The sequence below is a fragment of the Sulfuriferula sp. GW1 genome (assembly GCF_047300855.1).
Classification (GTDB): Bacteria; Pseudomonadota; Gammaproteobacteria; order Burkholderiales; family Sulfuriferulaceae; genus Sulfuriferula.
This window is the reverse complement of sequence record NZ_CP170197.1, coordinates 2793408-2806058: the sequence shown is the minus strand read 5'-3', so window position 1 is coordinate 2806058 and position 12651 is coordinate 2793408. Positions and strand designations below refer to the sequence as shown.

Below are 12651 nucleotides of genomic sequence, written 5' to 3'. Positions count from 1 at the left end.
TTAACCGGACAGGCGCCGTTCCTCACGCAGCAGTTTTTCCAGTTCCGCTGCCTCCAGCGGTTTGCTGAAATAATAGCCCTGCATTTCATCGCATTTCATCTCACGCAATAACGCCAGTTGCTGCGCGGTTTCCACGCCCTCGGCAATTACCCGCAATTTCAGGCTGTGTCCCAATGTGACGATGGTGGAGGCAATGGCTGCATCGTCGGCATCCGTGGTGATGTCGCGGACAAAGGACTGGTCGATTTTGAGCGTATTGATCGGAAAGCGTTTCAAGTAGCTCAGGCTCGAATAGCCGGTGCCGAAATCGTCAATGGAAAGTCGAACCCCCATTGCATGAAGTTTGTTGAGCGTGCTGATGGTTCCTTCCAGGTCTTTCATGACGACGCTTTCGGTCACCTCCAGTTCCAGGCTGTCTGAATAGGTGGCAAGGCCGGCATCTTCCATGGCTTTGGCCACTACCTCAAGCAGATGAGCCTGCCGGAACTGGCGTGCGGACAGGTTCACCGCCATGCGGATATGCGGCAGCCCCATATTCTGCCAGGCTTTGTTTTGCCGGCAGGCAGTGCGTAATACCCATTCTCCGATGGGCACGATCAGGCCGCTTTCTTCCGCGACCGGTATGAATTTGTCGGGCGGGATCAGGCCCTTTTCAGGATGCGCCCAGCGCACCAGCGCCTCCACGGCGATCATTTTTCCGCTCGCGATATCCACCTGTGGCTGGTAGTGCAGCACCAGCTCGTTTCTTGCCAGCGCATGACGCAGCCCATTTTCAATATCCATGCGCTCCCGAATCAGCAGATTCATTCCTGCCGTGTAAAACTGGAAATTGTTTTTCCCGCTCTCCTTGGCGCGATACATGGCGGTATCGGCGTTGCGCAGCAGGCTCTGGATGTCAGTGTCGTCAAATGGAAAGATGGTGATGCCGATACTCGCCGTCATGTGCATTTCATGATCATCGACGATGAAAGGCCGGGAAATGGCGGCAAGTATCTTCTCTGCAATCAGGATGATGTTATCCACGACCGAGATGCCCTGTAGCAGGATGGTGAATTCATCGCCGCCCTGACGTGCGACGAGCGCGTCGTCGCGCGCCACCAGATCATCCTTGCGCAGTATTGTCGTCAATCGCTGTGCGATTTCCTTCAGCAGCATGTCGCCGTATGCATGACCGAGGGTGTCGTTGATATTTTTGAATTCGTCCAGATCGAGAAACAATACCGCCAGCAGTTTTTCCGTGCGCTGGGCACGCGCCATGGCGTGATCGAGAATATCGTGGAACAGGATGCGATTGGGCAGGCCGGTAAGCGGATCATGGGTTGCCTGGTGCAGTATGCGGGTCTCGAATTGTTTGCGCTCGCTGACGTCACGAACCGCACTGATCACAAAATCGCCGTCTTCCGTCTTTAAGGGCCCCAGGCTGATTTCCGTGGCGAATTCGGTGCCATCCTTGCGGCGTGCGAACAACTCCCGTCCCTCCGCCATGACCCTGACGGTAGGTGCAGCTATTGCCATATAGGCATTGCGATGAGCGCTGTGGGCAGCCCGGAAGCGTTCCGGTACCAAGGCTTCGATCTCCAGTCCGATCATTTCGCTGCGCGCATAACCGAATAATTTTGCGGCCTGGGCGTTTACCGTCATGATCCTGCCACGGCTGTCGGAAACGATGACGGCTTCTGGCATCACCTCCATGACGTGCTGGCTCTGCTGGAACAGCAACTCCAGCGACTGCGCCATGCTGTCGAAGGTGCGTGCCAATTCGCTTAATTCGCCGGAGCCCTGGATTTGTGTGCGCGTACTGAAATCGCCATGCGCAATCCGTTTGGTCGCATGGATCAGCGCCTGCATTTTATCCAGCACCAGAATGTTGGCTCCCACCCATACCAGGATGAATATCAAAGCGGTCGCCAGTCCCACTACGACCATATCCCGGACAAACAGATAATTGCTTTGGGCAAACAGGATAGCGGTCGGGGTGCTGACGCTGACATAACCGGAGGCGGTCGCGGGGTTTTCAAACAGGCGACGGTAGGCAAACAGCCGCGTATTGCCATCCAGACCTTTGGCTTCGCCGACGCCTTCTTTTTTTCTGTCCCGGATGGCCTGGATCAACTCGGCCATAGGATTGAGCCGGCCCACAAATTTCCGCCCATCCGGATGCAGCGCCAGGATGACGCCTTGGGCGTCCATCACGCTGACAGCCGTGCCTGCCGGTAAGCTGGCCTGTTGAAGGAGATGCTCGAGCCATCCGATATCGATCGCCGAAAAAACGACGCGCTGCACTGTGCCTTGCGCATCGATTACGGACAGCGCGGTGACAATGACGGGTTTGCCCGTGGTTCTGCTGATAGCAAGGCTGCCGATCACGAAGCGGCGGGTTTTGAGTGCCTCGCGAAACCAAGTGCGGTCGCTGTAATCAATCGATTTTCGCGTACCCATCGCATCGCACAGCAGCTTTCCGTTCGCATCCACGACCCCGATATTGGCGTAGTACTGCGTGCCGTCCAGCATGTGCGCGAGCAACAAGCGGCAATCAGCCAATGCGCCGTTCCGGATTTCCGGCAACGTGGATAAGGTCTGCAGCAGGCTGCGCGAATGGCTGATGGTGCCGCGCTGGTCAAATGAAATAAGGCGTGCAAGCCTGAGTGCATTGTCCTGCGCGGCTTTGACCGCAACGCCGCGTTCCTCAATGGCATGATAAATGGTGATCGCCAGCCATGGCGCTACTGCCAGGACCACCAGAAGCATTACGCGAGCCCGAACGCCGGAAAACGTGAATTTTCCCAATGCCAATATGATGATTCCTTATTCGACGTGCAAAGCCAGACGCATTAAAAATTGTCCATTAACCTATGAATACTCTGCCAGATCTGGTATTGCTGCCGCCCTGGCTAGTATGAAGCACCGGCATTGCCGCGCAATCTGGGGCAAATGTTCGTATAGCAGACTAGCAATGCCCGCTTCACGCAACAATACGCTTAAATGACAGGCGGTAGCATGCCGGAAACTGCCGCGCTGGGATATGAATAGCGGCTGGCTATACGATATCGAGGTGATCCAGTCCCGACATGATATCGCGCTCTCTGGATTCCTGGCCTTGCAGCTTGATCTTCAGCCTGAGGTCATTGAGGGAGTCGGCATTGCGCAACGCATCCTCGTAGCTGATCATGCCCGCCTCGTAGAGGTCGAACAGCGAGTGGTCGAAAGTCTGCATGCCCAGCTCGCGTGATTTCGACATGATCTCCTTGATCTCGTGAACATCGCCTTTAAATATCAGTTCCGAAATCAACGGCGAGTTGAGCAAAATCTCGACCGCTGCAACGCGTCCCGGGGCGCCTTTTCTGGCGATCAGGCGCTGCGAGATAAACGACTTGAGATTCAGCGACAAATCCATCAGCAATTGCTGGCGGCGATCTTCCGGGAAGAAGTTGATGATGCGGTCCAGCGCCTGATTGGCGCTGTTGGCGTGCAGCGTGGTCAGGCACAGGTGACCGGTTTCAGCAAAAGCGATGGCATATTCCATGGTTTCCCGGTCGCGCACCTCGCCGATCAGGATCACGTCGGGGGCCTGACGCAGGGTGTTTTTCAATGCCGCAAACCAGTTGTCGGTATCCACGCCGACTTCGCGCTGGGTGATGATGGATTTCTTGTGTTCGTGAACATACTCCACCGGGTCTTCGATGGTAATGATGTGATCCTGGGCATTTTCATTGCGGTAGCCGACCATCGCCGCGAGCGAAGTGGATTTACCCGAACCGGTACCGCCGACAAAAATCACCAGGCCGCGTTTGACCATGGCCACATCCTTGAGTACCGGGGGCAGGTTGAGTTCCTCAAACTTGGGAATCCTGGTGGTGATGGTCCGCAATACCAGGCCAACGCGTGCCTGCTGGACAAATGCGTTGACACGAAAACGGCCGATTTCCGGCGGGGAAATGGCAAAGTTGCTTTCATGGCTTGCTTCAAAATCCGCCCACTGGCGATCGTTCATCAATGCCCGCGCAAACTCGCGTGTATGCGCGGGGGTAAGGGTCTGGTTGGATACGGGCGCTATCTTGCCGTCCACCTTGATGGCGGGAGGAAAGCCCGCGGTGATGAATAAATCCGAGGCTTTTTTGCTGAGCATCAGGCGCAGCAGATCGTGCAAGGCTTTGAGGGCGTCCATAAATTTATATCCTGTGTTTATCCGGCAAACATGTCTTTGTTCGAAGCGCGGGAACGCGCTTCACCCACTGAAACCGTGTTGCGCCGTACCAGATCCTGCAGGCATTGATCGAGGGTTTGCATGCCGACGTTTTGCCCGGTCTGGATGGAGGAATACATCTGTGCAATCTTGTTCTCGCGGATCAGGTTGCGGATGGCGGGGGTGCCGATCATGATTTCATGCGCAGCCACTCGACCCGCGCCGTCCTTGGTTTTGAGCAGGGTTTGCGCGATGACCGCGCGGATCGATTCGGACAGCATGGAACGCACCATTTCTTTTTCGGCTGCCGGAAACACGTCCACAATACGGTCGATGGTTTTGGCCGCCGAACTGGTATGCAGGGTGCCGAACACCAGGTGCCCGGTCTCGGCAGCGGTGAGCGCGAGGCGGATGGTTTCCAGGTCGCGCATCTCGCCCACCAGGATCACGTCCGGGTCTTCGCGCAGCGCCGAGCGCAGGGCGTTGGAGAAGCTTTGCGTGTGCGGGCCCACTTCACGCTGGTTGATCACGCATTTTTTGCTCTGGTGGACGAATTCAATCGGGTCTTCGACGGTCAGGATATGGCCGAACTGGGTTTCGTTGACGTAGTCCACCATCGCCGCCAGCGTGGTGGATTTGCCCGAACCGGTAGGGCCGGTGACCAGCACGATGCCGCGCGGCTGGTCGGATATGTCCTTGAAAATCTTGGGTGCATTGAGTTCTTCCAGCGTCAGCACCTTGCTGGGAATGGTACGGAACACGGCACCCGAGCCGCGGTTCTGGTTGAAAGCATTGACGCGAAAGCGCGCCAGCGTGGGAACCTCGAAGGAAAAGTCCACCTCCAGCGATTCTTCATAGGTTTTGCGCTGGCCATCGTTCATGATGTCGTACACCATGTCGTGCACCGTAGTGTGATCCAGGGCGGGCAGATTGATGCGGCGGATGTCGCCGTGTACCCGTATCATCGGCGGCAGGCCGGCCGACAGATGCAGGTCGGAGGCTTTGTTCTTGACAGCAAAGGCGAGCAGTTCGGAGATTTCCATTTGTTATAATTCCGCGATGATTTTCGAGCCATTATGGACACAGTAAAAAGCGCTTTGCAAGCCGTGCACGCACGGATTGCCGCGGCGGCATGCGCTGCCGGGCGGAAGCCGGATACGGTCGAATTGCTGGCAGTCAGCAAAACTTTCGGCATCGACGCGATACGCGCAGCGGCGGCTGCCGGGCAGCAGGCGTTCGGCGAGAGCTACGTACAGGAAGCGCTAGTCAAAATAGCGGCACTGGCTGACTTATCTTTAACCTGGCATTTCATCGGGCCATTGCAACGCAATAAAACACGTGCGGTGGCTGAGCATTTTGATTGGGTACACAGCGTGGATCGTGCCATCATTGCACAACGCCTGAACGAAGCCCGGACTGCTACGCAGCCTCCGCTGAATGTATGCGTACAAGTAAATGTCAGCGGCGAACCCAGCAAAAGCGGCGTGTCACCGGCGGATTTGCCGGCGCTCGTGCATGCGGTAGCGCAACTGCCGCGCCTGCATTTGCGCGGCCTGATGGCGATTCCGGCGCCCAGTAAAAACGCGGACCAGCAACATGCACAGTTCCGCTTGCTGCGACAATTGCGGGATGGCCTGGATGTTCCGCTTGATACACTGTCCATGGGCATGTCGGACGATATGGAGGCCGCGATAGCCGAAGGCGCAACCCTGGTGCGTGTGGGTTCAGCGATTTTTGGCGGGCGCCGGATAATAAATTAACTTATCGGGAGTGGGAATGCGTATTACGTTTATAGGCGGCGGCAACATGGCCACCGCTCTGATCGCGGGTCTGTTGCGTCAAGGGTACTCTGCTAGGCAGATATCGGTGGTCGAACACAATGCCGAGGCGCGCGCGCGGCTGGCGGCTGATTATCAGGTGAGCACCTATGCAGAGGTGGGTCCGGAAGCCGTCATTGCGGATGCCGTGGTACTGGCAGTCAAGCCACAACAGCTCAAAGGGGTGGCGCAGGCATTGTCGCCTTTGCTCGCCACGCAGCTGGTGGTGTCGATTGCCGCAGGGGTGCGTGCCCGCACTTTATCGGCGTGGCTAATGGGTTATTCCAATGTGGTGCGCACCATGCCTAATACTCCGGCCATGATCGGGGCCGGTGTCACGGCTTTGTACGCTATGCCCGCAGTTCAGTCGCCTCAGCGCCAGATGGCAGAAGACATTCTTAAATCTGCAGGCAGTGTGTTGTGGGTGGAAGACGAAGCACTGATGGATGCGGTCACGGCGGTTTCTGGCAGTGGCCCGGCCTATGTATTTTATTTTATCGAAGCCATGCAACAGGCAGCGCAGGAGCTCGGGCTGAGCAGCGCTGCCGCACGCCAGCTGGTACTGGAAACCATGCTGGGATCTGCACAGCTGGCTGCAGGGAGCCATGAAGAGGCTGCGACGCTGCGTGCACGCGTCACTTCCAAGGCAGGTACCACCGAGCGCGCCTTGCAGCGTATGGATGAAGCGGGGGTCAAGGCTGCGATTATCAGCGCTATTCATGCTGCGGCCGAGCGATCTATCGAGCTGGGCGATGCTCTGCAATAATTAAGACGTCGCATGCGTTTGGAAAATGTAACAATCACAGTATGTTTTCAAGGTAATTGACCATGTTGAACCAAGCCTTGCAGTTTTTGCTGCAAAACCTCGTGAATCTGTTCCTGATCGCCTTGTTGCTGCGTTTTTATATGCAATGGGTGCGTGTTCCATTCCACAATCCGTTTGCACAGTTTGTGATCAAGCTCACCGATTTTGCCGTACGTCCGTTGCGGCGCGTCATCCCAGGCTTGTTCGGAGTGGACATGGGTACCCTGTTGCTGGCTCTGGTGCTGGAATTTATATTGCTGCTGGCACTATATGGGCTGGACGGCTACCCGTTCCTGGCGGCAGGAAGCAAGGTTTTGCCTGCATTCCTGTTGTTGGCGGTCGTGCGTCTGGTTAGTCTGGGTATCTATACCTTGATTGGCCTGGTGTTGGTGATGGCTGTATTGTCCATGGTGAATCCGCTGTCGCCCTTGATGCCGGTATTTGCGGCGCTGGCAGCCCCTCTGCTGCGTCCGTTTCGGCGCCTGATTCCACCGGTTGCCAATTTTGATCTTTCCCCGCTGGCTTTTCTGCTGGTGTGTCAGCTTATCATCATGCTGCCGCTCGCCTGGTTGGAGGGCGTAGCGCGTAGCATGATGTAACGGCGCGATACCGTGTTTCCGTCCTGGTTGAAAATAAATGGCGGATCGGCACAGATTTTACTGCATGTTCAACCAGGAGCAAAAACCACGGAAATTGCAGGTATTCATGACAATGCGCTCAAGGTTCGTGTTGCGGCAGCCGCTATTGACGGAAAGGCAAATGCTGCCCTGTGCGCATTTATTGCCAAAACACTCGATATATCAGCGAGGAACGTCCGGATTCAGGGCGGACAAAAGAGCCGCCGGAAAATACTGAAAATTGCGGCGCTGGATGACGAGACCATTCAAAAACTAGAACAAATGGGAATGTAGACATGGCAAATCGGCTTGAGCAGGAAGTCGCGAATTATCAACAACGCCGCGCGGCGATACTCGGTTCGTTGGACGCTTACCGCGGCTGGCTGGACCGCTATGCAGATATCGATGCAGAGCAGACCTTGCGCCTCTATGATCTGGCGGAGTCCCTGAAGCAGGACCGGCTGGTGCTGGCATTTGTGGCCGAATTTTCGCGGGGTAAATCGGAGCTCATCAACGCGCTTTTTTTTGCTGACCTCAAACAGCGCCTTCTGCCCTCGGATGCAGGACGCACGACCATGTGCCCGACGGAAATCTTCCACGATGCCGACAGTAAGCCGTATGTGCGCTTGTTGCCAATCGAGACGCGCTTGCGCGATGACAGCATCGCCACGCTCAAACGATTGCCCATAGAGTGGAGCACGATCAGCCTCGATCCTTCCAACGCCATGCAGCTGAGTGCAGCCTTGCGCTCGCTGGCCGAAGTCAAGCGTGTGCCGATCACCGAGGCGCGTGCCATGGGCTTATGCGATAAAGATGATGCCGAGTTGGCACGTATGGGTGCGGCTGACGGCAAGGTGGAAGTGCCGGCCTGGCGTTATGCCCAGATCAATTTCCCGCACCCGCTGTTACAAGGCGGGCTGACTATTCTGGATACGCCAGGCCTGAATGCGTTGGGCAGCGAACCCGAATTGACCCTTAGCGCGATTCCTAATGCGCACGGCGTGTTTTTCCTGCTGGCCACCGAAACCGGGGTGACACGCTCCGATCTGGATATCTGGGAAAACACCGTTTATCGCCGTGTGCACCACCATATCGCGGTACTCAACAAGATTGACATGCTTTGGGACGAGCTCAAATCGGAAGCTGAAATCGACGCCATCATCCAGCGCCAGATAGACCAAACCGCCGAGCAGCTTAGAATTCCACGCCATCAAGTATTTGCGGTTTCCGCACAGAAAGCGCTGGTTGGAAAAATTCGCGATGATCAGGTGCTTCTGGAGCGTTCCGGAATTGCCAGGCTGGAGACTTTACTTGCCGACAAAATCATACCCTCGCGTCAGGCACTGCTGCACCAGTCGGTGAATCGCGAGGTGCTGACCATGCTGGAGGCCTCGCGTGATGGGGTATTGTCCAGACTTAAATCGGTTAAAAGCGATGCGGAGCAACTGAGTGGTTTCACCGGAAAAAACCGCGAAGTGGTCACCAAGCTGCGCGACAAACTGGTAATCGAAAAGCGTGGTTATGATGCGGTTGCGCTGAATTTCAAGATTACCCGTAACCTGGTGCAGCAACAGGGGCGCGCATTATTGTCCGAGCTATCCGGTGATGTGCTAAATGCCATGCTGGAAAAAAGCCGCGAACATCTGGATGAAAGCTGGACCACCGTCACTCTTACCCGTGGGATGAATAATCTGTTCGGGCGCATCAACACGCAATTTGCCAAAGTGGACAAGACTGCGGCCACCATCCTGGAATTGCTTGACTCGGCCTACCGGCGTTTTGAAGAACAGCATGGATTCCCGCAATTGAACCCGCCCAAACTGGATATGGACCGGCATCGCCAGCGTCTGGCGAGTTTGGCCCAGAGTACCGAGATGTTTTGCCGTGACCCCCTTAATTTGATGCTGGAAAAGCGCTTTATGGTGAGCAAGTTTTATCAAAGCCTGGTGTCCGAGGCGCGCACCGTTTTCGAGATGGCGCGCCTGGAAGCCGATGCATGGCTGCGCCGGACTCTGGATCCGCTGGTAATACGCATCCGTGACCATAAAACCCAACTGGAACTGCGTGTCGATAACATACGCAAGGTGCATGACAATCTGGATAACCTGCAGGCCAAAGTCGCAGAGTTAAAGCAACAATTTGACGACCTGGGACAGCAGCATCAGGAAATCAATTCGATTCTCCAGACATTTTCAAACCATGCGGACGACGCCGTGAAGATGGCTTCCCCGCCCTCATTGCATATAGTGCAGGCAGTTGCATGAGACGAAATAAATACCCGTGGCCTAAATATCCGGCCCCGCGCTTACTGGTCGCAACTTTGTTGGGTATGGGTATCGGTATCGGGTCATTCGGTCTATCGGTCATGCGCTCGGCCTGGGGCCGGCGCAGGTGCGTTCCGGTATTGGTCACCCCTGCGTGTGAAGGTCCCCATATGGGCAGATTCGTCCGAGATGGCGGGAGGGGAAGAGTGCTTCCGTCTGGTGCAAAGGCCGCACCAGGGTGGCTCGATTTGCCCACGCTCAGGCGTGCCGTTGTCAAACTTGTGCAGGGACGCGCAGGGTAAGTATTTGCTGTTGACCACCGCCTACTCTGTCAACGATCCGGTGCTGGATTTCGCCTTGGAGTCGGTGTGTGATAACTCGTTGCGTCGCGATTACACTGTATTGATAGACGTCGTTCCGAATTTGACTGAAGAATCCGGCTTTGCACCAGTGACGGCAGGCGCCCCTTTAACGAGGCAACCGGCGGTGCGTGCGGGAAGTAATGCTGCGGTCATGCCATCCGCCAAGCGTGAGCATAAGGATGCGGCTACGCGGCATCACTCTTCCCGGTTACTGTCTGTGAACAATACCGCGAAGCAGGCAGAAAAAACCATCTCGGCAGCACCTCGGAAAGCTGTACCAATATCCGCTGGTCATGCCCCGGCAAACTCGGGCGATCAGTTTGCTTTGCATATCAGCACCAGCTTGAGCACTTGGCCGGGGCAGCGTGGGCAGATATCCGATGTCAACCAGACTGCCCCACCGCTTGATAACGATGCCAGGCTTATACAGGCAGATGCTTTGCAGGACGATATGGTTGCGTTGCAAAAGCAATTGGCCGAAACCAGGGCTACCGTGGCGATACTCCGCAAACAGATTACTGCCATGACTGCCGCCCCAGGCCTGCAGCATTACCTTCCGGGTCATTGAAACAAGATTCGGCGAGTTGGCCAGCCTGGTACATGTACCAGATGGGTGCGTTGGCCACGGGCGCTGCGGGTCTGTATTTACTATGCAGGCAGCGTCGTTCAAATGACCCGGTAGTTACTGATGTATTGCCTGATGCCGCAGCTGTTAACATCACCGAGCCCTGGACGGAAGCCTTCTGGGAGAAGCCGGAAGCTCGACAGCCCATTAGCGGCGACATCGACGGGCAGGCGCGTTGATAGACCTCGGCATGCAAGCACAGCACGGGTCGCGTCGCAGTCAGGTCGCAAGGAAGATGATTTCCTGATGGCGACGGTAAATCAAATCACCGAAGAAGCTGCTGTGTTCGTGCACCTTGGCTATCCGGAACGCGCCATGACGTTGTTGACGGAACATTTTGCCAGCCATGAGCGCAGCCACTCGGCCGTGTGGTACCTGCTCTTCGAACTGTATCGCGATAATGGCCAGCGGACGGAATTTGAACTGGCGCAGATGAGGTTCAGGGGGCGTTTCAATCTTGTTGCGCCGCAATGGCAAGACAGCTCGTTTAATTCAAGGCGGGTCTGCCTGACCGGGCATGCATTTAAATCAGAATCACGTCGTATTGTTCCTGGGTATACAAGCTTTCTACCTGTAGCGATACCGGCTTGCCGATGAAATCGCCGAGTTGCGCCAGGCTTTGCGATTCTTCATCCAGAAACTGATCAATCACTTGTTGGGATGCCAGTATCCTGAATTCGCGCGCATTGAACTGGCGTGCCTCGCGCACAATTTCGCGGAGGATCTCATAGCACACGGTTTGCGCAGTTTTGACTTCGCCGCGCCCCTGGCAGGTTGGACAGGGCTGGCACAACACATGAGCCAGGCTTTCGCGGGTACGCTTGCGGGTCATTTCCACCAGGCCCAGCGATGAAAAATCATTCACCGTCATGCGCGTATGGTCGCGCGCCAGCGCTTTTTTGAACTCGGAAAATACTTCGTTGCGGTGACCGTGATTGTCCATGTCGATGAAGTCGACGATGATGATGCCGCCCAGGTTGCGCAGCCGTAATTGACGGGCAATCGCCTGCGCGGCTTCCAGGTTGGTCTTGAAAATAGTGTCGTCGAAATTGCGTACACCGACGAAACCGCCGGTATTTACGTCCACCGTGGTCAGCGCTTCGGTCTGGTCGATAATCAGATAGCCGCCGGATTTCAGTTCCACACGCCGCGCCAGCGCTTTTTCGATTTCATCTTCAATGGCATACAAGTCAAACAGCGGGCGTTCGGCGGCATAGTGGTTGAGTTTATCGACCACGCCACCACTATAATTCTCGGCAAAACTCATCATCTTCTGGTAGGTTTCGCGTGAATCCACCAGAATGCGGTCGGTTTCATCGTTGGCAAAATCACGCAACACGCGTAGCGACAGGTTAAGTTCCTGATACAGCAGCGATTTCAATGGCGCGGTTCGAGCCTGCTGTTGAATATCAGCCCACAATTTGCGCAAGTATTCAATATCCGCCTGCAATTCGCGTTCTTCAGCCTGCTCTGCCATGGTGCGGATGATAAAACCGCCGTGTTCATCCTCGGGCAGCAACTGTTGCAGTTTCTGGCGCAGCGATTCGCGTTCGGCTTCATCTTCGATTTTTTGCGAGATGCCGATGTGCGTTTCCTGCGGGAGATACACCAGAAAACGCCCGGCAAAACTCACTTGGGTGGACAGTCGCGCGCCCTTGGTGCCGATCGGATCCTTGATGACCTGGACTAGCACACCCTGCCCCTCGAACAGAATGCGTTCAATCGGGCGTTCCTCGCCCCCGGCATGGCGCTCTTCCCAGATATCGGCGACATGCAGAAACGCGGCACGTTCCAGGCCGATGTCGATAAATGCGGACTGCATCCCCGGCAATACCCGGCACACCTTGCCGAAGTAAATATTGCCGACCAGGCCAAGCTGGCTGATGCGCTCGATGTGGAGTTCCTGCACGACGCCCAGATGCATCACCGCGACGCGGGTCTCCTGGGGGGTAACGTTGATGAGAATTTCTTCACTCAT

General features: G+C 55.9%; 11 protein-coding genes. 6 read left to right on the top strand and 5 right to left on the bottom strand.

Annotated elements, in window-relative coordinates; all coding sequences use genetic code 11:
- The 3 genes from ACFDAU_RS13915 to ACFDAU_RS13905 form a co-directional block, all read right to left on the bottom strand.
- Positions 1 to 2748, bottom strand: a complete 2748-nt coding sequence (locus ACFDAU_RS13915; RefSeq protein ID WP_413437496.1) for an EAL domain-containing protein — start codon at positions 2746 to 2748, stop codon at positions 1 to 3.
- Positions 2749 to 3037: 289 nt separating this feature from the next.
- A complete protein-coding gene (locus ACFDAU_RS13910) occupies positions 3038 to 4165 on the bottom strand; it encodes a PilT/PilU family type 4a pilus ATPase (RefSeq protein ID WP_413437495.1) in 1128 nt (375 codons plus the stop codon).
- 17 nt (positions 4166 to 4182) lie between these two features.
- Positions 4183 to 5226, bottom strand: coding sequence for a type IV pilus twitching motility protein PilT (locus tag ACFDAU_RS13905; RefSeq protein WP_413437494.1), 1044 nt, complete (start codon positions 5224 to 5226; stop codon positions 4183 to 4185).
- 33 nt (positions 5227 to 5259) lie between these two features.
- Between ACFDAU_RS13905 and ACFDAU_RS13900 the strand changes: the two genes are divergently transcribed.
- The 6 genes from ACFDAU_RS13900 (at position 5260) to ACFDAU_RS13875 (ending at position 10616) form a co-directional block, all read left to right on the top strand.
- Entirely contained in the window at positions 5260 to 5943 is a 684-nt protein-coding gene (locus tag ACFDAU_RS13900) for a YggS family pyridoxal phosphate-dependent enzyme (RefSeq protein ID WP_413437493.1), read from the top strand.
- Between the two features lie 16 nt (positions 5944 to 5959).
- Positions 5960 to 6766 (top strand): pyrroline-5-carboxylate reductase, encoded by an 807-nt coding sequence (gene proC, locus ACFDAU_RS13895; RefSeq protein ID WP_413437492.1) that lies wholly within the window; start codon positions 5960 to 5962, stop codon positions 6764 to 6766.
- A gap of 62 nt (positions 6767 to 6828) precedes the next feature.
- On the top strand, positions 6829 to 7404 hold the full coding sequence (locus ACFDAU_RS13890; RefSeq protein WP_413437491.1) for a YggT family protein: 576 nt from the start codon (positions 6829 to 6831) through the stop codon (positions 7402 to 7404).
- A 12-nt stretch (positions 7405 to 7416) separates the two neighbouring features.
- Positions 7417 to 7716 (top strand): DUF167 domain-containing protein, encoded by a 300-nt coding sequence (locus ACFDAU_RS13885; protein WP_413437490.1) that lies wholly within the window; start codon positions 7417 to 7419, stop codon positions 7714 to 7716.
- A gap of 2 nt (positions 7717 to 7718) precedes the next feature.
- A complete protein-coding gene (locus ACFDAU_RS13880; protein WP_413437488.1) occupies positions 7719 to 9686 on the top strand; it encodes a dynamin family protein in 1968 nt (655 codons plus the stop codon).
- A gap of 306 nt (positions 9687 to 9992) precedes the next feature.
- Positions 9993 to 10616, top strand: a complete 624-nt coding sequence (locus ACFDAU_RS13875) for a hypothetical protein (protein ID WP_413437487.1) — start codon at positions 9993 to 9995, stop codon at positions 10614 to 10616.
- 276 nt (positions 10617 to 10892) lie between these two features.
- Here ACFDAU_RS13875 and ACFDAU_RS13870 read toward each other — a convergent pair whose 3' ends face one another.
- Together ACFDAU_RS13870 and rng are read right to left on the bottom strand one after the other, a co-directional pair.
- Entirely contained in the window at positions 10893 to 11150 is a 258-nt protein-coding gene (locus ACFDAU_RS13870) for a hypothetical protein (protein ID WP_413437486.1), read from the bottom strand.
- 46 nt (positions 11151 to 11196) lie between these two features.
- Entirely contained in the window at positions 11197 to 12651 is a 1455-nt protein-coding gene (gene rng, locus ACFDAU_RS13865; protein ID WP_413437485.1) for a ribonuclease G, read from the bottom strand.

Bases quoted from the DNA above. Each gene is read 5' to 3' on its own strand.
- ACFDAU_RS13880 (WP_413437488.1), top strand. From the start codon at position 7,719: ATGGCAAATCGGCTTGAGCAGGAAGTCGCGAATTATCAACAACGCCGC.
- ACFDAU_RS13900 (WP_413437493.1), top strand. From the start codon at position 5,260: ATGGACACAGTAAAAAGCGCTTTGCAAGCCGTGCACGCACGGATTGCC.
- ACFDAU_RS13910 (WP_413437495.1), bottom strand. From the start codon at position 4,165: ATGGACGCCCTCAAAGCCTTGCACGATCTGCTGCGCCTGATGCTCAGC.
- ACFDAU_RS13915 (WP_413437496.1), bottom strand. From the start codon at position 2,748: ATGCTTCTGGTGGTCCTGGCAGTAGCGCCATGGCTGGCGATCACCATT.
- ACFDAU_RS13890 (WP_413437491.1), top strand. From the start codon at position 6,829: ATGTTGAACCAAGCCTTGCAGTTTTTGCTGCAAAACCTCGTGAATCTG.
- ACFDAU_RS13905 (WP_413437494.1), bottom strand. From the start codon at position 5,226: ATGGAAATCTCCGAACTGCTCGCCTTTGCTGTCAAGAACAAAGCCTCC.
- proC (WP_413437492.1), top strand. From the start codon at position 5,960: ATGCGTATTACGTTTATAGGCGGCGGCAACATGGCCACCGCTCTGATC.
- rng (WP_413437485.1), bottom strand. From the start codon at position 12,651: ATGAGTGAAGAAATTCTCATCAACGTTACCCCCCAGGAGACCCGCGTC.